The sequence below is a fragment of the Vibrio sp. 1-Bac 57 genome, assembly GCF_037546855.1.
Classification (GTDB): Bacteria; Pseudomonadota; Gammaproteobacteria; order Enterobacterales; family Psychromonadaceae; genus Psychromonas.
In genome coordinates this window covers 26,865-48,303 of sequence record NZ_JALAAC010000005.1, presented here as the reverse complement: position 1 = coordinate 48,303, position 21,439 = coordinate 26,865, and the positions used below count along the sequence as shown (strand labels likewise).

The window sequence follows — 21,439 nt, the reverse complement described above, 5'->3', positions numbered from 1 at the left end:
GAAAAATAATGACACAAGCAACTAACAAAGCAGCACTTATTGAAATCAATAAACAACAAATTGATTGGAATTGGCAAGTAGCTGCCTCAACATTATCCGATGACCCTGTTAGCTTAAAAAATGCATTATTAGAGATTGGTAAACCGATGTATTTAGCTAAATCAAATAATAACATTGCGGTCACTCATCAGTTAATGAGTCATCAAGAAAATACAGCAGTAGATACTTCATCAGCTTCTGTTTTACCGGTACTCGCGTTTGCACAAGCAATTAAAGCTGAAGAACTTGGTTCCGCTGAATTTAAAAAAGCGCATGGTGTAAAATATGCTTATCATGGTGGCGCGATGGCCAATGGCATTGCATCAGTAGAGTTAGTGATTGCATTAGGTCAAGCTGGTTTTTTATGTTCATTTGGCGCTGCAGGACTTATTCCTGATGTCATTGAAGAATCTATTAAACGTATACAACGTGCGTTGCCTGATGGCCCTTTTGCGGTTAACTTAATTCACTCTCCCAGCGAGCAAGCGCTTGAATCGGGTGCGGTAGAGCGATTTTTGAAATTAGGGGTTAACACTGTAGAAGCTTCTGCGTTTTTAGCTTTGACTGAGCATATTGTACATTATCGCGTTGCTGGCCTTTCACAAAATCAAGATGGTAGTATTGCTATTAACAATAAAGTCATTGCAAAAGTTTCGCGTACTGAAGTTGCGGAACGATTCATGTCACCTGCGCCGCAAAAGTTTTTAACAAAATTACTAGCAGCAGGAAAAATAACGGCACTACAGGCGGAGCTTGCACTGAAGGTGCCTATGGCCGATGATATTACCGCTGAAGCAGATTCTGGTGGACACACTGACAACCGTCCTTTTTTAACACTCCTACCAACTATTATAAAACAGCGTGATCAGTTACAAGAAAAGTATAACTATATGACGCCACTACGTGTTGGTGCTGGCGGCGGAATAGGAACCCCTGAATCTGCCTTAGCTGCATTTAATATGGGGGCTGCTTACATTGTTCTTGGGTCTGTTAACCAAGCTTGTGTAGAAGCGGGCGCTTCGGAACATACAAGAAAATTATTAGCGAATGTAGAAATGGCCGATGTGACTATGGCTCCTGCGGCAGATATGTTTGAAATGGGCGTTAAACTACAAGTGGTAAAGCGTGGCTCAATGTTTGCTATGCGAGCTAATAAACTCTATGAGATCTACACTAACTACCCAAGCATAGAAGCTATTCCTGCCATTGAACGCGAGAAAGTGGAAAAACAAATTTTTAGACAAAATCTAGATCAAGTGTGGGATATTACCAAAGCCTTTTTTCATGAGCGTGATCCAGACATGTTAGCCAGAGCGCAGCATGATCCAAAACGAAAAATGGCACTTATATTCCGTTGGTATTTAGGTCTGTCATCACGCTGGTCAAATATTGGTGAAAAGGGACGTGAAATGGACTATCAAATATGGGCTGGACCGAGTTTGGGTGCCTTTAATAGTTGGGTAAAAGACAGTTATTTAGCCGATTACCAACAACGAAATGCAGTCGATGTTGCATTACATTTATTGACTGGTGCTGCGTATTTAGAACGCATCAATCAACTTAAATATCAAGGCGTGACAGTACACAACAGTCTATTGAATTATCATCCAGCACATTCTTTTTTGTCTTAATAAATTAAAATTGCCAGTGAAATCAAGTTCCGCTGAGAGTCTCTGGCAAATATAAAAGTAGAGTAAAACATGACCGTAAAAAAACAAAATAATCCATTGTATGGATTAAAGCTAGAAGTACTATTAACCGAAATATCAGAACACTATACTTGGCCAGGCTTAAGTGAGGCACTATTGATAGATCGTTTTAATTTCCATACCGGTATGAAATCTACTTGTAAATTTTTGCGTAACAATCAATGGGCACGTGAAAAAGTTGAAACCTTTTATCTGTATGAATTCAAAGCCTATCCATACCCAGAACCCAAGTTACTGGCTAAGCCACCTAGAGACAGAAATATCCCTGAAGATCAGATGCCTGATGAACCTAAACCTATTACTAATGCGATGATTGATCGTGTTGATATAGCATGCAAATACCGCATTTATGAGAAAGCAGACACTATTAAGAATGAACCTGTTTATGACCCAAGCAATCCATGGGGTGTTAAATGATGCTTTGTATCAAGACGAAGTTATTAAGTGATGATTGTAAAGAATGGAATAGATCATGTTGAGTTGGGAGTTAAAGTTTTTTAAAGAATTATCTGCACATCGTTTATACCAAGTATTAAAGCTTAGACAAGACGTGTTTATTCTTGAACAACAATGTTTATATGCGGATACTGATAATTTAGACCAGCAAGCATTACATATATTATTAATATCGGAAGAGGATGATGATTTAGTCGCTTATTGTCGAATTATTCCAGCTGGTATTCTTTATCAAGAAGTAGCCATTGGTAGAGTAGCTGTATCTGCCAATGCACGTAAAAGTGGTTTAGCTAAGCAACTGATGCATAAAGCGATTGATTTTATTAGAGATGAAATGCAAGCACCAGCTATTAAAATATCTGCTCAATCTCACTTACAAAATTTTTATCAGTCATTAGGGTTTATTATTTGTTCAGATCCTTACGATGAAGATGGCATTGAACATATAGACATGAAATTGATAAATGATCAGTTTAATGGTCAACTTAATAGTTAGGGCATTATTTAATCAATTTGTAAGTTGTTATCGTAACCATCCCAAAAAATAATGGAAGCAATGACGCTGAATTGAAATGATTGCTATAATGCACAAATAAAACAATAATGTTATTAAGGTTGAGTTTACTATCTAGTCTACATTTAGATGTTAACTTACCAATATACATATTATCTACCGATTTATTGAAATACCCTTAGGAAAGAAAATGTCTGCCGAATTACAAAGAAACAACCCACTTCATGGTTTGAAAACTGAAACATTATTAACAGAGTTGGTCGAATTTTATGGTTGGAAAATCTTATTTGCAGCAACCCGTTTTAAATGTTTTGACGTTAATCCAAGTATAAAAGGTAGTTTAAAATTTTTACAAAAAACGGAATGGGCACGATTAAAGTTAGAGAGCTTTTATTTATATCGTTTTAAGCGTATGCCTAAACCTAATGATGTAGAATTTCATTTAGACCCGAGAGAGCGTGGTTTTGACCATGGTATTGTACCTTTATCTCCGATGAAACTAACCATTGAATCAATAGAGTTGTCACAAGCTAAAGCAGCATCGGCTTTTCAAGAGCGACAAAATGAGAAACGCCAAAGTCATCAATCACGCAGACAAGACACTAAACATCCTATGCGTGATAATAAAGTAGCAAGTAAAAAAACTGATAAAGCAGAGCCTAAGTATGACCCAAGTAATCCTTGGAACGTTTAATTAGCCTAAGTGATTGTTAAAACGTTAATTATTAAGAGGTGCCTGTTAAGCTATAAGAGATTAAGCTGTAAATGCTTAATAAATATTCAATATATATACCCGTTATCAATCGAGATGCTTTATTCAGTCGTTAGCTTGGACAGCAAGGCAAGGCGTAACATGATGACAATGGCTAGTCCTTATCGAATGTTGCAACGCTGAATGCTTTTCGAGCTAACGACCCACAGGGCAAGTTGTGAGGCAAGCATCTTCGTTGTTAGAAAGTATTGATTGAACTAGTTAGATCTTCAACTTTCTGCCTAGAAGCTACCCACCTCACAACTTGCTGAGCTTTGCATCTTGAATGGTAACGGGTATAGATGAGTCATAATTAGTTATGGCTTTCAAAACTATACTTTATTCTTCACAATAGCAGTTAAGCAACTGCACTTATTATGCGAATCTAGACATCTATTTATTTAACTTTCTTTTCAGTAATAAAATTTGTTTGATCAGCTGAGATTTTTCTAATTTTGCTAATTCTGCAACTTGTAAGTCATTTTTAATTAATGAGTCAAAATCATCGGTATCGGTATCATTGCTGTTTGATGATTGGTTCTGTGCATTGGATAACTGTTGTTTTAATTCCTGATTTTTCACACTTAAGCTATCAATTGTTTGCTGCATTTTTTTTGTATCACGCGCAGGCTCTTTAGCGGCAAAAATAAGGGATTCTAGGGTTTTATTTAACGCTTTATTTTTGGCAACTTTCTTTAACTGGTCACCAGCTTTAATAGATAAGTTAAAGGTATAGAGTTTTTTTCCATCATCGCTATCACGTGACTTTTTACTGCGCCAAGCTTTAAACATTTTATTACGTAATTCACGACCTTCAGCTGTGGTTTCAAGTAACTGACATAGCTGTGTAAATTGTGTCTCAGACATATTATTAATATCGATTCCTAAGCCCTGTGTTAAAGATAATAATAGGGGGGTTTTAGGTATTAAATAATTTTTTACCCACTGACTATTTGATTCGTTCCATTCAAAACTTGCAGGGGTTTCTACTGTGATCACATGAATCTCCTTATTATATTGACACCTTAAATAATAAAACTAATTAAAAAAAGATAGCAAAAGGCAAACCTGACAATGAATATGTTACTTTAAATTGTGTTTATAAAAAATAGAAAAACAGCACGCTTAATGACTGGTTTATCAAAAATATAACAGTTATAAATTGCGCCAAATCCAAATATGAAAATCGAGTCAGCACCTTATACTGATCCAAGTTTATATCGATAACCGATACAAAAAAAGACGTAGTAGGCAATCAAGATATTACTCTCTACGTCTCAATTCTTAGAACAACAATTACTGCAACTATTCTTACAAACACCGCCATAAATGTTGCTGTTTGTTTCGTTGTGTGCGATGGCACTAAGTGGTGCTGTGCGAGGCGCTACTTAATTTTCTATTGTCGCTATTATTACAAAACATCGTTATAAAACATTTTTAAGCAATATTTATTAAATTAGTGGTTATCGTGTTTCGTTGTTGATTAACCATATTTTGAATTGTTTCTTCTGCTCAACAGTTGCTGCTCTATATTCGTCAATTAAGCTATTTGTAGTCACTTTTTTAACGGTGCCAGAACTAACATCTATGTTGTTATCTCGATTTGTGTCAGCGATTAATGCTTCGATATCACTATATGGCAACAAACCTTTACCATGCAATTCAGTCGGGTTTTCAACCTGATATTTACCATTATCATTCGTTACATACCAGTTTAAACCCGCTTGAATCTTTTGACCTGCTTGTTCAGCGCTATACAATTTATCAGTCGAGATAGTTGTTTCGCCATTCACATCTACATTTAACAAAAACGGTCTACTTTCTGTAAAACGATTATCATCAATATCAAACTTTTTACTGAATCTCACTGCAATTTGCTGCTTACCATCTTTCACTTCTAATGTGTTATCGCTCATAAATGAGGATTCCACTTTTACACCATTTACAGCTAGGACACTAATACCGTCATTGGTGATAATTTCACCTGAAAAAGCGAGAGGGCTAATAGCCAGGGATAATAATAATCCTGTGATTTTCATATGTTTTTTCCTAATTAAAAGAGACGAAATAAAAAATTGAGTGAATAAGGTCAATATGACAGATTCTGCTTCGCTTTGGTATATCAAGATGTGATCTATCACTATAAAATTGAGACAATGATCACTGGTAGCAGAAAGATTGATCGTTATCAGTTTCAATTTCACTATTTAAGGTAGTTTGTTGCGCAATATTAGAGCTAGTTTAATTTAGTTATCAAAACAATAAAAGGATTCAGCGTGGTTAAAATTAAAAAAAGTATGCTTTCTAACATAGGTACTCAAGTTGTTATTGCAATGGTAATAGGTACTGCTGTTGGTGCTTATATGGGGCCAAGTGCAGATATTTTTGCGCCATTGGGTTCTATCTTTATTCATCTTATTAAGATGTTAGTGATACCACTTGTAGCTGTTGCCATTATTACCGGAGCAGCGAATTTAGGAGATAGCCCTGCGGCAGGAAAAATTGGAGTCAGTACTTTTGCATTTTTTATGCTCACCTCTGCTGTTGCAGTGGCGTTAGCAATCGGCTTGGGTGAGCTATTTCAACCTGGCGTAGGGGTTGACTTAAGCAGCATGCATTCAATGTTCTCTAATGAATATGCAGATAAAGGCGAAGTACCTGGATTTTTTGCGACAGTCTTAGGCATGATCCCAACCAATATTTTTCAATCTTTAAACAATGCAAATATTCTACAAGTTTTAGTTTTTTGTTTATTTCTCGGTATTGCTCTGTCTAAAGTAGATAAAAAAAAATCTGCACCATTAATGTCTGCATTATCGGCTTTAGTTGATGCTTTTGTTTGGATGATTAATGTAGTGATGCGAATTGCGCCTATTGGTGTTTTTGGTCTAATGGCAGAAGCCGTGGGTACATTTGGATTTGATGTACTTACCATGGTAATGAAATTATTTGTCGTTTACGTAGTTGCAATTCTTATATTTGGTTTTGGTTTTTATCCGTTATTAATCAAGTTGCTATCTAAGGTTTCTGTACGTCATTTTTTATCGGTAATGAAAGCGCCGCAAGCCGTTGCATTATCCACTGCTTCTTCTATGGCAACTCTGCCTGTGACAATGGATGTGGTTGAGAAAGAACTTAATATCAACAACTCGACGGCCTCTTTTGTCTTACCGCTAGGGGCGACTATTAACATGAGCGGTAACGCTATTTACTATGGTTTAGTGGCTGTGTTTTTTGCGCAAGTATTTAATGTTGATTTAACCTTTGGTGCTTACGCCGCTATTATATTTACCGCCACTATTGGTGCTATTGGACAAGCGGGTGTACCTGGCCCGTCGTTTTTAGTTGTTGCTGTTTTATTAGCTGCTGGGATCCCGATAGAAGGGTTACCATTGTTGTTTGCACTGGACCGTATTTTTGACATGATCAGAACTGCTTTGAATATTACCGGTGACGCAGCTTGTGCTGTTATTGTTGATGGATTAAACCCAAACCATGAGCAACAAGAAAATGAATTAGAGGTTGAAGCACCAGTACGTTAATGACATTAATAGTCAATTGCTTATTTCTTTAATTCAGTTAATGCCGAAATTTAGCTATTAAAAAGGAGCCTAGCTTCTTTTTTTATCTTTATAATTCAAGAAATATGAGTTCCTGTCGATAACAGATTATACCGTTACATTTTTATTTACTTTTTAGTTCCTTATTACGGGTCAATATGAAAAATAAGCAGTAGGGAAGTTAATAGATATCGTCATTAAAAATGAAGCTATGAAAGGTACAGATAAGGAGAATATTGATGGATATGAGTGTCGTTGGCAGTGTGCTAACAGAACAAACTAAAATAAATACGCTGGAAACGGTCAATGTTAATTTATTAAAAAAGAGTAATGACCAAGCCGAGCAACAGGCTACTCAATTATTAGAATCAATTCCGCCTATGCCTGAAGGTAGTAAGGGCAATAACATTGATACGCATGTATAGCTTCTTCTATTAAGCATCATTTATGTTTTACTAGAATGTACTTTTATTATTAGGTAGTTATTATCAGGTATTTGCTATTAGGTATTTTTTTATGAAGGTCAAATAACCAAATCTAATCACTCAAAAAATTTAACATATATAGAAAAATGCCAAACATAAGTTTGGCATTTTTATGGTGTTATTATTATAAGATCAGAACCGTTTATGCTTCAGGATAGTCCGCGATCATTTTTTCAGCATCTTTTACCATACCAGCACTACCACAAACAAATGGTACACGTTGATGTAATTCAGTTGGCTCAATTTCCATAATTCTTTTCGTACCTGTGCTTGCAATACCACCTGATTGTTCTGCAAGGAATGCAATAGGATTACACTCATATAACAATCTTAACTTGCCTAGTGGAGCTTGTGCTGTAGATGGGTACATAAATATACCACCTTTCAATAGATTACGATGGAAGTCAGCAACTAATGAACCAATGTAGCGAGAGGTATAAGGGCGGTTATCTTCTGGTACAATTTCTTGACAGAATTTAATATACTTTTTAATACCCAATGGGAATTTCAAGTAATTACCTTCATTGATTGAATAACACTTTCCAGTTTCAGGCGTCATCATATTTTCATGTGATAGATAAAATACGCCTAAAGATGGGTCACAGGTAAAGCCATGAACACCGTTACCCGTGGTATAAACAAGCATGGTAGATGAACCATAAATTACATATCCTGCAGCAACTTGTTTAATACCTGGTTGTAAAAAATCTTCTAGTGTCACAGGCGATCCAACTGGACTCACACGGCGGTAGATTGAGAAAATAGTACCCACAGAAACATTCACATCAATATTACTAGAGCCATCTAGCGGATCCATTAATACAACGTATTTACTATTTACACCACGTTCACTATCAAAACTTACGAAGTCGTCTTCTTCTTCAGAAGCTACACCACAAACCTCCCCGCGAGCTTCCAGAGCACATTTAAATTTATCATTGGCGTATAAATCTAGTTTTTGCTGTGTTTCACCTTGGACATTTTCAATACCAGTGGCACCAATAATGTCAGCAATGCCGGCTTTGTTAATTTCACGGTTAACAATTTTGGCTGCTAAACGAATTGCGCCTAATAACCCCGTTAACTCCCCACTAGCTTCTGGGAAATCATGTTGTTTTTCAATAATGTACTCGCCTAAAGTGATCATATTCTCTCCAATAAGTGTTGGAATTTTATTATAAGTATAAATAATAAAATTTGCTCATAAAAAGGTGTGAGCTAGTTCTAATAAATTAAAATTCTAGGTATATTGTATTACAAGTTAGGGGTTTCTTATAATTTTATCCACGCAGTTAGGTATTTCAATAATGTTACAACCCAATATCTTTGAATTACAGGGATATCACATTTCTTTTACCTTTTATGTGAAGAAGGAATGACTTAGCGTTATAGGTTTAATTAACACTTACAAAATTTCATTAAAGCTGCTAGAGAGGGGGCTCGAAGCTTGTTGTCGTTATTTTTATAATTTTATAAATTAGTTGATTTGAATTCATATGATTTAATATCATTAAACACGAAGTTGTCCTGTACAAAATTTTTAATTTAGTCTGTTTACTTATCATTAATAAAGAATAATAACTGATAATTTTTATGGGAGGGGTTACGAGAGGGATGGGTGACAATGAAATTAGTGAGTTGCTACCTTATTGTTGAATAAGGTAGCACTGTGTCACCAATAGTGCGTATTAACGTGCTTTTCTGGCTTTGTTTTTTGCACGGCGTACGGCAGATGGTTTATTTTCTGCTTTACGTTTTTCTACCAGCTGATTACGTTCTTGAGTCGCTTTATAACGACTTTTCTTGAACGATTTACCATCTTGCTGAACTTCCGTTGTACTGTTAAATTCGTAACCTGGGTATACAATTCGTTCAAATTTTCGACCAATAAGTGTTTCTATACTATCTAAAAATTGTTCATCTTTAGGACTTACTAGTGAAATGGCATGACCGCTTTTACCCGCCCGCCCCGTTCGACCAATACGGTGCACATAGTCTTCAGATAAGAATGGTAGATGAAAGTTAACTACGTGTGGTAAATCTGGAATATCTAAACCGCGTGCTGCGACATCGGTAGCGACTAAAACACGAACACTGCCTTCTACAAATTGTTGAATCGCTTTATTACGCGCACCTTGTGTTTTGTCCCCATGACATAATGCGGCTTTGATGCCATCCAACTTTAATTCCTGTGCGAGTATATTGGCACTTTCTTTGGTACCAGCGAAAACCAACACTTGTTTCCAATTCTTAACGCCGATCAACTCAGATAATAACTCACGTTTACGCGATTCACTTACCCAGTAAACTTGTTGTTTAACCTTACCTGATGTTGAGTTTTGCTTAGCTGTTTCAATATTTTTAGGGGTATGTAAAATTTTATTCGCTAGAGTTTTTACTTTATTAGAAAAAGTCGCTGAAAACATCAGAGTTTGATGTTTTTGTTTAATAATATCAGTAATTTGTTGAATATCAGTTAGGAACCCCATATCCAACATTCGATCTGCTTCATCTAAAACTAGATGTTTAATATGTGCTAAATCTACTTGGCGTGCGTTAACGTGTTCTATCAAACGTCCTGGTGTCGCGATTAACACGTCTACACCTTGTTTAAGCATTTGCTTTTGAGGTGATACATTAGCACCTCCAGTAACCACGCCTGATGTAAGAGGTAGAAATTGACTGTATTGCTTAACATTCTCTGCTACTTGTAATGCTAATTCACGTGTTGGAGTTAAAATAAGTACTTTGATAGTACGTGAAGTGCCAATATTATTAGGTTGGTTTTTAGCTAAAATATCCAATAAAGGAAGGGTGAATGCAGCTGTTTTGCCGGTACCTGTTTGTGCACTTGCCAATACATCATGGCCTGCTTTGATGATCGGAATTGCTTGTTGTTGGATTGGGGTTAGCTTTGAATAACCACAGGCTTTCACTGCCTTTAAAAGATTCGCAGATAGACCTGCTGCATCAACACTCATATTGTTACCTAATTTATACGCTTAAAATCAACGCGCAGTATAACAAAATCAATTTATAATGTATGAAAAACATAGGCGCTAATAAACGTTTTTTATTGATTACGTTGTAGAGTTTTTGATGTGCTATCAAATATTGCTTTAAGGTCTTTTATTTAAGTAAATACTATTTCGTTATTGTAGAATTGGTGAATAGTATTTGCCTGTTATTCATTTGCTTATTTCAGGATGATATTTTTACTATTGAGTGTCTCGCTGTGATGCTTATTTACGCCGTGTGAGCTGTTAATTTACAGACCTAAGAACTGTCCTGGCATTGAGCTGTGTTTATTAATGAATTCACACTCATAAGTAATTATCACTTCTATTCGAGACTTCAAACCGAACAAAAAACGACAAAAATCAACAAAATAGGAAATACAAGATGTCTCTACAATTAGTATCCATAACCGTTAGTCAATTTGAACAAAAAATATCAAATAAAGAATCTTTTATCTTAAATGTCGTTGCCACTTGGTGCTCTGATTGCACAGACCAACGTCTTAATCTTGAGTCATTTGTTGCCTCTGTCGCAGAATATGATTTGTCGGTATTTGAATTGACTGCTCAGGAAACTAAAGGAGAATATATCAGTCCTGAAATAGCAGGGGTGATTGAGCAATTCGGAGGGCATGGTTTTCCTCGTACTGTACTTATTAGCAAGGGTAATATAATCAGTGCAGACAATGTTGAAATAATCAGTAAACAAGCATTATTACAACTAGCAAAGAAATTTAAACAACATATATAGTTACTTAACGATTCGTATCTAATCTGCACATCAATAAAACGATGCGTAATTAGTACTTTAATTCAAGAAATAAAGAATTAAAGGTCTACAATAGTCTACTTGTTCCCCACTATTCTAATTACTAATGTGTACAAGAGTTGTGCCCATTAGTTATTATCCTAAGTTTTTTGCTTAGTAGTTATGCTTGCGCATTTAACTTATTCAATGTTGCGTTGTAATGAGTTAATCATTAACTGTAAAAACCATCAATTACTCAATAATTGATCTTAAACAAAAATTAATTTACAAACGGCCACAAAAAACTCAAAGTTATGCTAATTTTATATTCTTAAATCGTTATTGTTTTTATATGATTGATTTTGTAACACTACTTATTAAAGGTCGATAATGCCATTGCTTAATAATCTTGCTCCAGAAAAAAAAATGACGGTCATTTTTAGAATGGAACCTGGATCACTAGGGCCTGATGGAAAAGAATATGTGAATGAATTCTGTGAATTTGCCCAAACCCAATTGCAAGCTAGTGCATCGCATTATTTGAATTGGTTTATTGTGCCTAGATTTGACAAAACATTAAGTGAAATGAAGTTTCAACTCGGCAATAAAACAATGACCCAAGAGCAGGCAACAAAATATTTATCCCTATTTGGTGAAAGTTATTTACATTTCGAAGAGCAGCTTGAGGATAACCTTGAAGCTATCATTAACCAATATTTTGGTCGTTAAGGATTACAATGATTAAAAAAATAACAGCAGACCAACTTCAAGTTGGTATGTACATTCATCATCTTGTAGTCGGTTGGTTAAACAATCCTTTTACTTCGAGTAAGTTCTTACTTAAATCTAAAAGTGATATTCTAAAAATACGTGATGCTGGCATAAAATGGGTCGAGATTGATACCAGTAAAGGGATAGACACTTTACTTGTTAAAAGTACTCGACCAAAAGTCGAAGCCTCGGTAAAGCAACAAACCAAAAGTGCCAAAGAAGAAATGGAAGCAGCTAAAGCTGCCTTTGAAGATGCAAGGCAGTTTATTAGTGGTGTAATGAATAGTGCAAAAATGGGGCAATGCGTTGAATTAGAACAAGTTGAGCCCGTCATTAAAGACCTAAGCGACTCGATTTTACGCAACGAAAATGCATTACTCGGCCTCACTCATATTCGTAATATGGATTATTATACTTTTGAACATTCGGTTAGTTTTTCTGTACTTATGATGTCTTTTGCAAAAGGTATGGGCAAATCTGATGAGTTTATTTGTGCAGTGGGAATAGGTGGGTTATTACATGATATCGGTAAAACGATCACACCAGATCATATTCTAAATAAACCAGGGAAATTAACGCCTGAAGAATTCGTGATCATGAAAGAACACGTAGTGCATAGTCGTATTATTCTTGAAAAGACCGAAGGTTTATCGCAAATATCAATGGATGTTGCGGCAATGCACCATGAAAAATACGATGGTAACGGTTACCCACTGGGTTTAAATAAAGACCAAATAAGTTTAGCAGGTCAAATGTCGGCCATTGTTGATGTTTACGATGCACTAACAGCAGACCGTTGTTATCATAAAGGTAAAAAACCATCTGAAGCGCTTCAATTTTTATTAAAAGGATCTGGCAGCCATTTTAATCCGCAACTAGTACAACAATTTATACAGTCGGTTGGTATCTATCCCGCGGGATCGGTTGTGTTATTAAACAATGGTTATTTAGCAACCGTCATTGAAATAAAAGATAATATGTTAAAACCAATTGTAGAGATTTTCTTTAATACTAAGACAAAACAAAACGTGCAAACAGAATTGATCGACTTGAGTACCTCAACTGACCTTAAAGTAAAAAATGTGGATAGTTATGAAAACTGGAACATTAAACCTTTAATTGCTTAGCTCCTTACATTAGCCTCTTATACTTACATTAGCGTCTTATAAAAGCCTAAAATAATTTTATTTTCTGGCTTTTATTCCTTTTAAATTTAGATATCACATATATACCCGTTACCAATCAAGATGCAAAGTTCAGCAGGTTGTGAGGTGAGTAGCTTCTAGGCAGAAAGTTGAAGATCTAACTAGTTCAATCAATACTTTCTAACAACGAAGATACTTGCCTCACAACTTGCCCTACGGGTCGTTAGTTCGAAAAGCAATTCAGCGTTGCAACATTCGATAAGGACTAGCCATTGTCATCATGTTGCGTCTTGCCTTGCTGTCCGAACTAACGACTGAATAAAGCATCTCGATTAGTAACGGGTATAGATTTGCTAACCGTGTAAGAGAAAACACTTTTTAATAGAAAGTAAAATAAAAGTAAGTCGAAAAAATCGTGTAAGTATGCTAAAAATAGCCGCTATTTATTTGATTATAAGATCCGCTAATATGCCTAATTCTGTTACTCAACTCTCTGAACTCAAAGATCAATTAGCAAAAGAGTGTCAAATTTCAGCGTCTCAAGTAGAAGCTGCCATCCATTTATTAGATGATGGAAATACAGTCCCATTTATTGCCCGTTATCGAAAACACTTAACGCAATCCTTAGACGATAATCAACTGCGCTTATTAGAGACCAAGCTAATTTATTTTAGAGAACTCGCCACGCGTAAACAAAGCATTTTAAAAGCAATTGATAAAGCCGGTAAATTAACCAATAAACTAAAAAATGAAATTCAAGCAATACAAGATAAAGTCAGTCTTGAGCATTGTTATGCTCCCTTTAAAACTACCCGTATCACCAAAGCAAAATTAGCCGAAGAAGCAGGTTTAAATGGGTTAGCAGAGCTACTTTGGGCTTCACCTAAACAACCTTTAAATAAAATTGCACAACGTTATATTAACAATTCAAAAGGCTTTACCAATAGCACACAAGTATTAGAAGGTGCACTAGCGATTGCGGTTGATAAACTAGCTCAAGATATTGCATTAACAAACTTATTAAAACACCATTTATTTGACCAAGGCGAAGTGTCTTCAGCGGTGGTAAAATCTAAACTAGATGACGCGATTAAGTTTAAAGACTATTTTGACTTTAATTCTCGTTTAAACAGGTTACCGGCGCATCGTGTACTCGCTATGTTACGCGGTAAAGCTGAAGGTTATCTTCGTCTTAAAATTAATCCAGATCCATTTCAAAAAGATAAAAAAGCTTATAGTTATTGCCAAACCTTAATAGCCAAGCATCTTAATGTTTACCTTGCTAAAGATGACCATGACTCATGGGTTCGACAAGTCATTGACCACGCATGGCGAACAAAATTGTTAGTGAGTTTAGAGAAGCAAATTTTTGTTCAATTAAAAGAACAAGCGGATCATGAGGCGATTGAACAATTCGCTAGCAATTTAAGTGCATTGTTAATGGCTTCACCAGCTGGTGAAAAAGTGACGCTAGGTTTAGATCCAGGCTTTAGAAGTGGTTGTAAAATAGCTGTTGTTGATAAAACAGGTGAATTAATAGAAACTGCTACCATTTATCCTCATCAACCACAGTTGCAAACAACACAAGCCCAACAAACAATTAAAAAAATGATTGAACAATACAATGTTGAATTAATTGCCATTGGGAACGGCACCGCATCGCGTGAAAGTGAACAATTTATTTCGCAGATATTAGCGTCAATCGATGCAAACCTTCAATCTGTTTCAGTCAGCGAAGCCGGGGCTTCAGTCTATTCTGCATCAGCGTTAGCAGCACAGGAATTTCCGCAACTTGACGTTACTTTACGTGGTGCAGTATCTATAGCGCGACGTTTACAAGACCCGTTATCAGAACTCGTTAAAATTGAAGCAAAAGCTATTGGTGTTGGACTTTATCAACATGATGTTCAACAAACGTTATTAACGAAACGATTACAAGCTGTGGTTGAAGATTGTGTGAATAAAGTCGGCGTGGATCTTAATACTGCTTCACCCAATGTATTAATGCATGTTGCAGGATTAAATGCGACACTTGCTCAAAATATTATTACTTATAGACAGCAGCATGGCCGTTTTAAATCTCGCCAAGCATTAACTAAAGTGCCGCGTTTAGGGACTAAAGCATTTCAGCAAGCAGCAGGCTTTTTGACTGTCAATGGAGGCGATGAATGCTTAGATGAAACCATACTTCATCCTGAGCAATACCCATTAGCAAAACAATTAATTGCGTTTAATAATAAATCAACTCAAGACGTGCTTATAAATAAAGATGCATCAGCATTAATATTACCTCCTATCAAGCAAGTTAAAGACAGTGAGCAAGAATCAATCTTACAGGCTTATCAAGAAATTTTAACGATATTGAGCATGACGAGGCGCGACCCAAGAGAACAATTTAAAGTGGCTGAATTTGACCAGAGTATTCATAAAGTCAGTGATTTGGAGGTAAACATGTTATTGCAGGGGGTTGTTACCAATGTTGCAAATTTTGGCGCTTTTGTTGATTTAGGAGTGCATCAAGATGGGTTGGTTCATATATCAATGTTGAGCGATAGTTTTGTAAATGACCCTCATAAAATCGTGAAAGTGGGGCAAGTTGTAAATGTTAAAGTAACAAGTATTGACCAACAACGTAAGCGAATCGCATTAACCATGAAAAACATTAAACAACCTTAGTGGGTAAATTATAAAACAGGAAAGGAAAGCCACTTAAATCAATTAAATTATCAACTCAATCCTTTAAATATTGTAAAATAAAGCAAAATAATAATGAAATTAAATAAACGTTTATTAGCTCTCTCTGAAATGGTCAATCAACCTTATAACGTGGTTTGGGATTGTTGCTGTGACCATGGTCTATTAGGTTTTAAAATTTTAGCTAATGGGTTAATAAAGCAAGTTAATTTTGTAGATGTTGTGCCTGAGTTAATTGATCAATTATCACAAAAGTTAATCAAGTATGCTGATCAGTTACCTGCTGATAGTCGTTGGCAAACATGGTGCATGGATGTAGCTAAAATATCACTAGAGTCCAACGTCGAATTGGGAACGCATTGTGTGAGTTCAAATTTTTCTATTTCAGAGCATGTTGTACATGATAGAGATTGGCCTGCTCATCTAATTATCATTAGTGGGGTGGGAGGGGATTTGATGATAGATATATTGACTGGAATGATGCAGCGTTATTCTGGCCACAATATCGATTTTTTATTATGCCCTGTTCAACATACCTATAAGCTGCGACTCACGCTAATAGATTTAGGCTTTAAGTTAAAACAAGAACAATTGGTTATTGAAAATAATCGTGGCTACGAACTTATGCTTATAAATCAGATGCATGGTGAGCCGCTATCAGTAACAGGTAATAAGCTTTGGCTACCTGAGGTTGACCATGAAGCTTATTTAAGTAAATTGATTCATCATTATCAAAAAATTAATAAGAGTAATAGGGATGAACTAAAAATGGAAAGATTGGCCTTAAAAGATTATTTAAGCTTACAAAATCGCTTATATAAGAAGAAATAATAGAGCTTAAGCTCGTATTTCACTTTTGTGTATTAGAAGTCTGTGTTGACTTAATTTACTGATGCTAGGCTTTCATTGGTTAAGCTAATTAGCATTTTATGTTGATAGATTAAAACTGATAAATAATTTTTTAATGAAAAAGAATTCCCTATGAATAAAAGCAATCCAAGTCTTGAACATAATGAACGTTCTCATTCATCGCTCCCTGATCCTTTAGACTTAAAGTCAATTGAACCTGGCGCGTCTCAAATAACTTATCAACACCAAACCTATCAGCATAAAACAATTGCAGATGCAGATAAAACTTTGAATTGTATTTTAGATGTTATTGCAGAAGGCACTTGGGATTGGGATGGTAAAACGGGAAGTGTACTAAGAAGTACCGCCTGGTTTGAGATGCTAGGTTATGAAGTGGGGACATTTCAACAAAATGTCTATACTTGGGAAAATGTAATCCACAAAGAGGATTACGATAAAGTGATGCAGAGCTTTGAAAAAATAATTACACATCAAACTGATTCATATTGTATCGATTATCGCTGCCGAAAATCCGATGGTAGTTACCTTTGGATCACAGATAGATCTAAAGCGGTTGAATACAACCCAGATGGATCCGTTGCTAGAATTATCGGGGCGCATCAAGATATTCATCAACAAAAAAAAGCACAACTTTCACTATTTAAACAAAATCAACAGTTAGAGTTAGGCAACACTACACTCGAGAAATTAATATCTATCAAAACAGAGCAATTAGAAGCAAAAAACAAACAGCTTGAAGAAAAAATCCTTGAAATAGAGCGCTTAGCTAATACCGATTCTTTAACTAACATTGCAAACCGTAAAAAATTCGAGGAAGCATTAAACAGCGAAATCTCTCGCGCGAACAGATATGAACACGCACTAAGCTTTGTCATTTTTGATATTGACCATTTTAAACTCATTAATGATTCATTTGGCCACAAAATTGGAGATCAGGTGTTACAAAATATGGCTTCAGTAGTGGTAAATAATATTAGAGATATAGATGTTTTTGCACGATGGGGCGGTGAGGAGTTTGTTTTAATATTACCTTGTATAACCATTGAAGCAGCATTAAATTTCAGCGAAAGACTTCGTCAATTAATTAGCCAGACAGAATTATCAAAGGGCGTCTATATAACCTGTAGCTTTGGTGTTAGCGAATATCATAATACAGACACGGTTGAAGACTTGTTTCATCGTGCGGATCAAGCACTTTATCGCGTTAAAAATAATGGCCGTAATAGTGTGCAATGCGAAAAAATAAATGCTGATCCTATCAGCACAAGCAACTGCACAACTAATCAATTATGATATTAAAAACATAATTTATGATTTAATCGCTAAAATAGTTAACCTACTGTTTTTTTATGTTTATTTCTTGTCATAAAATAATATTTTTCTTTTATCTTGGAGTGAATAGCCATTATTAGGTATTTGCTTTATGATATCAAAATTAAATTTGTATATTAGATATAACAGTTAATTTTAATGAAGGAAAATGCAATGAAAAAATTAATAATAGGTAGTCTATTTTATTTAATACTGCCTAATATTGCATATGCAGGGCTGATAACCGAGACTGGTACTGTGAAATATGGTGAAGTAGATTGGTATGATTTTTCTACCTTCGAGACAGGAAAGGTATCTTTATCTGCAGTAGAAACTAATAAAAATAATCATTGGTGGAATAGCAAATACAACAAATATAACCAATTCGATAGCTCTTTATATTTGTTTAAAGACGATGGGTATTTAAGTTGGGACGACCTTATTAAATACGATGATAATAGTGGATATGGTCTTGAGAGTTTTATGACTGTTAACCTTACTGCTGGTGATTACTCCGTTGCTATTACGTCTTCTTATGATAATAAGTATGGATATTACAAAAATTGGTATAGTTCCAATAATGAAACGGGTTATACGTTAAATATTAGTGGAAATTATGTTAGTACGGATGGGACTATTGCACCTATAAATGTAGCGGAACCGGTATCTATTATTTTATTAGCAATTGGTTTATTTGGCATTGCTTATTCTCGCCAAAGAAGATCTCCTCTAACACTACCTGCAGTATCTAATTTAGTTTGTTTGTCTAAATAAGTGAGCCCAGTTTCAGTATCTGTATGAACATTAGCATTAAAAACCTTTGAGCCCTTTTAAAGGTATTTGAGGTTTTTAATGCTTTAAATAATGTTAATAAGCTAAGACTAAATACCTAAAGCTTGACCGCCGCCTATTTGGATTGTTTCTGCGGTGATAAACGCTGCGTCTTTACTGACTAAGAAAGAGATCACTCCAGATACATCTTCAGGTTGTCCTAGACGACCTAACATAATGTTATCTTTCCATGATGCAAATACTTCGGGTTTTGTATCTTTAATTTGTTGATGAAACGGTGTATCAATAGTTCCAGGAGAAACTGCATTCACACGAATGCCTGCTGGTGCTAATTCCTTAGCAAGTGCTCGAGTTAAGGTGTGAACCGCAGCTTTTGATGTACCGTAAATACCAGCACCAGGTCCACCTGCATTCCATGCTGCATTTGAAGTGTAGTTAATAATTGAACCACCTTCGGTTTTTTTCAGAAACGGAATGGCAGCACGAGATACAAAGAAAGCACTATCAAGGTTTAATGCCATTACAAAACGAAAGAATTCAGTGGTCATTTCTTCGATAGAGCTTCGTCCGCCGAGGCCACCTGCATTATTGACTACAACATCAATTTGACCGTATTTGTTTCCAATAGCATTAACATTTTCTGTAACAGCTACATCATTAGTGACATCAAAACCGTAGTATTCCGCTTCGATTCCTTCAGCTTTAAGTTCTGCTACACGTGCTGCACCAACTTCATCTTCAATACCATTTAATACGACAGTATAACCATCTTGACCAAGGCGTTTAGCTACTTGGAAACCAATACCACCAGTTGCACCAGTGATTAAAGCAATTTTTTTAGACATATTATTTTCTCACTATTCGTTAAGTTCATGCTGCAATAAATATGAAGCATTATTAATTGATAAAATGTAATTTAAAGTTGATTGATAGTTAATTTATACTCAAAGTACCCATTTATACTTAAAAACCTATTTAACAATGGTTTTATTGTAATACAAGTAAATATTTTGTAAATAGTAACTATCAATCCTTATCTCTATATTTAAATACCTATTATTGAAATAAAGCATACTTTTATATTGCTCATAAAAATCATAATCAAATATTTAATAGGAGTTTTATTAATATTAATGCAATTATTATGCGAATCTAGAAGTAATTAAACATAAGAAATAAAATACTATCTAACTGTATATATGGGTTATTTTTATTTATGTTGGGTTGTTTGTTAATTAAGCATAGAGTGAGGTTGAAAAATTAATACGTTAGCCTTTTATTCACCAAATGTTCAAAGGCTTAAAATAAATGCTAATTTATTAGTTTTATATTTGTGAGAGCACACGCAAAATTAACTATCATTTATCATACAAAATAAGTGTGTTTCGATGATTGTTTTTGTATGAATGATTTTATAAGCTGTTTTCTCTAAGAGTTTTCTATAAGTATTGTGAATAAGTATTTTCTAAATGTAGACAGGGAATTGGATATGGGCATTTTAATGTATTACGTGTTTATACTTGTACATTGAAGCTAGAATAGGGCGTAGAACTAATGCTGCTACTTTGATATACATTATTAATATGTAAACTCCGTGCAATCATCTTATCCCTTATTATCTGAGGGCTTTTATCTTCACGTTTATCATTATTTATTGTTTGATTATTGGAAACTGACGGTTCAATATTCTGTGAATCGGTAAAATTTTGTTGTGTGTCGACGCTATCAGCTGAAGAGCCTCTTGAAGAACCCGCTGACGAATGCTCGCTACTGGCGTCACTAGAGGAATCAGGACGGTTTGCTACTGAGATCTCACTGCGTGCTTGTGTCGCCATTTGATCTGCTTCAGCCGCAACTTTTATATCTTGAGCTGAAGGTTGTGCAGGCGCAAGTGCTGCCGCTTTGACCTGTTGTGCTTTTTTTAATGTTGCTTCAGGATCACCTTCAATAGCAGATGTATCGATAGCGACTTCGCCCGACATCGCATACTTTACGCCATCAGGCCCCGTTTGATAGCTATAACTTGGTGAACCTGCATATTGCCCACCTACAGCAGCATGAGATTGTTCATAGATATTTACTTCATTATGACGTGTCTTTAAAGAGTTTATGACGGCTAACTCATCTTCGCTATACGTTTGATTTTTGCCCTTATCTGAGTTGCCATTTGAGTCGTCATTTGACTCTTTATTGGAGGCTTCTGTATTTGCTACTTGTTTGCTATTTTCAACTCCCTCTGCCTTTGCAACTACTTCTGGATCAGAGTGTGATGATTCTTTATTCTGTTGAGGTATAACGATTTGGTGAGCACTTTTAATACTGCCATCGATAGTTGGCCTTTGATAAGTTGATGCTTGAGTTGTTGATACTGAAGGGGAGAACCCTTCTATGTTTGGCCGCATCGGTGCTGATTTAGCGCTCTGAGTTTCAGACGAGATATTGGCAGAGGAAACGACATTACTTGCCATTTTTGAGCTTGTTGTCATGCTGATAGGAAGTGGGGTAGCTGCTGATATGCTCATAAAATTTCTATTCCTATTCCAGTACCGATTTCAGTTTCAGTTCTATTTTTAATTC

At 35.5% G+C, this 21,439-nt stretch carries 18 protein-coding genes and 1 pseudogene; 13 read left to right on the top strand and 6 right to left on the bottom strand.

Translation table 11 applies throughout. The features are described from left to right. Positions 1 to 8: 8 nt before the first annotated feature. The 4 genes and pseudogenes from MT391_RS04680 to MT391_RS04665 all read left to right on the top strand — a co-directional run. Positions 9 to 1,670, top strand: coding sequence for a PfaD family polyunsaturated fatty acid/polyketide biosynthesis protein (locus tag MT391_RS04680; RefSeq protein WP_499497063.1), 1,662 nt, complete (start codon positions 9 to 11; stop codon positions 1,668 to 1,670). A gap of 69 nt (positions 1,671 to 1,739) precedes the next feature. Then, entirely contained in the window at positions 1,740 to 2,165 is a 426-nt protein-coding gene (locus MT391_RS04675; RefSeq protein WP_166369254.1) for a VF530 family DNA-binding protein, read from the top strand. Positions 2,166 to 2,220: 55 nt separating this feature from the next. After that, the gene (locus tag MT391_RS04670; RefSeq protein ID WP_205962950.1) at positions 2,221 to 2,700 is read left to right on the top strand and encodes a GNAT family N-acetyltransferase; all 480 of its coding nucleotides are present in this window, start codon (positions 2,221 to 2,223) and stop codon (positions 2,698 to 2,700) included. 208 nt (positions 2,701 to 2,908) lie between these two features. Next, positions 2,909 to 3,280: pseudogene (locus tag MT391_RS04665) on the top strand (VF530 family protein); the annotation flags it as partial. A gap of 582 nt (positions 3,281 to 3,862) precedes the next feature. Here the strand turns inward: MT391_RS04665 and MT391_RS04660 are convergent. Together MT391_RS04660 and MT391_RS04655 are read right to left on the bottom strand one after the other, a co-directional pair. After that, positions 3,863 to 4,468, bottom strand: a complete 606-nt coding sequence (locus MT391_RS04660; RefSeq protein WP_499440218.1) for a hypothetical protein — start codon at positions 4,466 to 4,468, stop codon at positions 3,863 to 3,865. 464 nt (positions 4,469 to 4,932) lie between these two features. After that, positions 4,933 to 5,508, bottom strand: coding sequence for a DUF2057 family protein (locus MT391_RS04655; protein WP_166369260.1), 576 nt, complete (start codon positions 5,506 to 5,508; stop codon positions 4,933 to 4,935). A 258-nt stretch (positions 5,509 to 5,766) separates the two neighbouring features. Between MT391_RS04655 and MT391_RS04650 the strand changes: the two genes are divergently transcribed. Together MT391_RS04650 and MT391_RS04645 are read left to right on the top strand one after the other, a co-directional pair. After that, positions 5,767 to 7,011, top strand: coding sequence for a dicarboxylate/amino acid:cation symporter (locus MT391_RS04650; RefSeq protein ID WP_499497143.1), 1,245 nt, complete (start codon positions 5,767 to 5,769; stop codon positions 7,009 to 7,011). Between the two features lie 257 nt (positions 7,012 to 7,268). Beyond that, positions 7,269 to 7,454, top strand: a complete 186-nt coding sequence (locus MT391_RS04645; RefSeq protein WP_028867203.1) for a putative motility protein — start codon at positions 7,269 to 7,271, stop codon at positions 7,452 to 7,454. Between the two features lie 202 nt (positions 7,455 to 7,656). On the opposite strand, the gene fbp is transcribed toward MT391_RS04645, so the two are convergent. Together fbp and MT391_RS04635 are read right to left on the bottom strand one after the other, a co-directional pair. Further along, on the bottom strand, positions 7,657 to 8,661 hold the full coding sequence (gene fbp, locus MT391_RS04640) for a class 1 fructose-bisphosphatase (RefSeq protein WP_499440221.1): 1,005 nt from the start codon (positions 8,659 to 8,661) through the stop codon (positions 7,657 to 7,659). 541 nt (positions 8,662 to 9,202) lie between these two features. Continuing rightward, positions 9,203 to 10,495, bottom strand: a complete 1,293-nt coding sequence (locus MT391_RS04635) for a DEAD/DEAH box helicase (RefSeq protein ID WP_166369264.1) — start codon at positions 10,493 to 10,495, stop codon at positions 9,203 to 9,205. A 421-nt stretch (positions 10,496 to 10,916) separates the two neighbouring features. Here MT391_RS04635 and MT391_RS04630 point away from each other — a divergent pair, with 421 nt between their 5' ends. The 7 genes from MT391_RS04630 to MT391_RS04600 all read left to right on the top strand — a co-directional run bounded on the left by MT391_RS04630 (position 10,917) and on the right by MT391_RS04600 (position 18,844). Further along, positions 10,917 to 11,282 (top strand): thioredoxin domain-containing protein, encoded by a 366-nt coding sequence (locus MT391_RS04630; RefSeq protein WP_499497062.1) that lies wholly within the window; start codon positions 10,917 to 10,919, stop codon positions 11,280 to 11,282. A gap of 387 nt (positions 11,283 to 11,669) precedes the next feature. Further along, positions 11,670 to 12,008, top strand: coding sequence for a hypothetical protein (locus MT391_RS04625; protein ID WP_499497061.1), 339 nt, complete (start codon positions 11,670 to 11,672; stop codon positions 12,006 to 12,008). Between the two features lie 8 nt (positions 12,009 to 12,016). Beyond that, entirely contained in the window at positions 12,017 to 13,177 is a 1,161-nt protein-coding gene (locus MT391_RS04620; protein WP_499497060.1) for a cyclic di-GMP phosphodiesterase, read from the top strand. Between the two features lie 486 nt (positions 13,178 to 13,663). After that, complete coding sequence (locus MT391_RS04615) at positions 13,664 to 15,871, top strand: helix-hairpin-helix domain-containing protein (protein ID WP_499497059.1); 2,208 nt, start codon at positions 13,664 to 13,666, stop codon at positions 15,869 to 15,871. Positions 15,872 to 15,964: 93 nt separating this feature from the next. Next, entirely contained in the window at positions 15,965 to 16,720 is a 756-nt protein-coding gene (locus MT391_RS04610; protein ID WP_499497058.1) for a tRNA (adenine(22)-N(1))-methyltransferase TrmK, read from the top strand. Between the two features lie 150 nt (positions 16,721 to 16,870). Beyond that, positions 16,871 to 18,052, top strand: coding sequence for a sensor domain-containing diguanylate cyclase (locus tag MT391_RS04605; protein ID WP_499497057.1), 1,182 nt, complete (start codon positions 16,871 to 16,873; stop codon positions 18,050 to 18,052). 192 nt (positions 18,053 to 18,244) lie between these two features. Then, positions 18,245 to 18,844 (top strand): DVUA0089 family protein, encoded by a 600-nt coding sequence (locus tag MT391_RS04600; RefSeq protein WP_166369278.1) that lies wholly within the window; start codon positions 18,245 to 18,247, stop codon positions 18,842 to 18,844. A gap of 107 nt (positions 18,845 to 18,951) precedes the next feature. Here the strand turns inward: MT391_RS04600 and MT391_RS04595 are convergent, their stop codons facing one another. Both MT391_RS04595 and MT391_RS04590 read right to left on the bottom strand, forming a co-directional pair. Next, a complete protein-coding gene (locus MT391_RS04595) occupies positions 18,952 to 19,707 on the bottom strand; it encodes an SDR family NAD(P)-dependent oxidoreductase (RefSeq protein ID WP_499440232.1) in 756 nt (251 codons plus the stop codon). Between the two features lie 669 nt (positions 19,708 to 20,376). Then, positions 20,377 to 21,384 carry a putative metalloprotease CJM1_0395 family protein gene (locus tag MT391_RS04590; protein ID WP_499497056.1) on the bottom strand — a complete coding sequence of 336 codons (1,008 nt, stop codon included), beginning with the start codon at positions 21,382 to 21,384 and terminating at the stop codon, positions 20,377 to 20,379. Positions 21,385 to 21,439 lie beyond the last annotated feature (55 nt).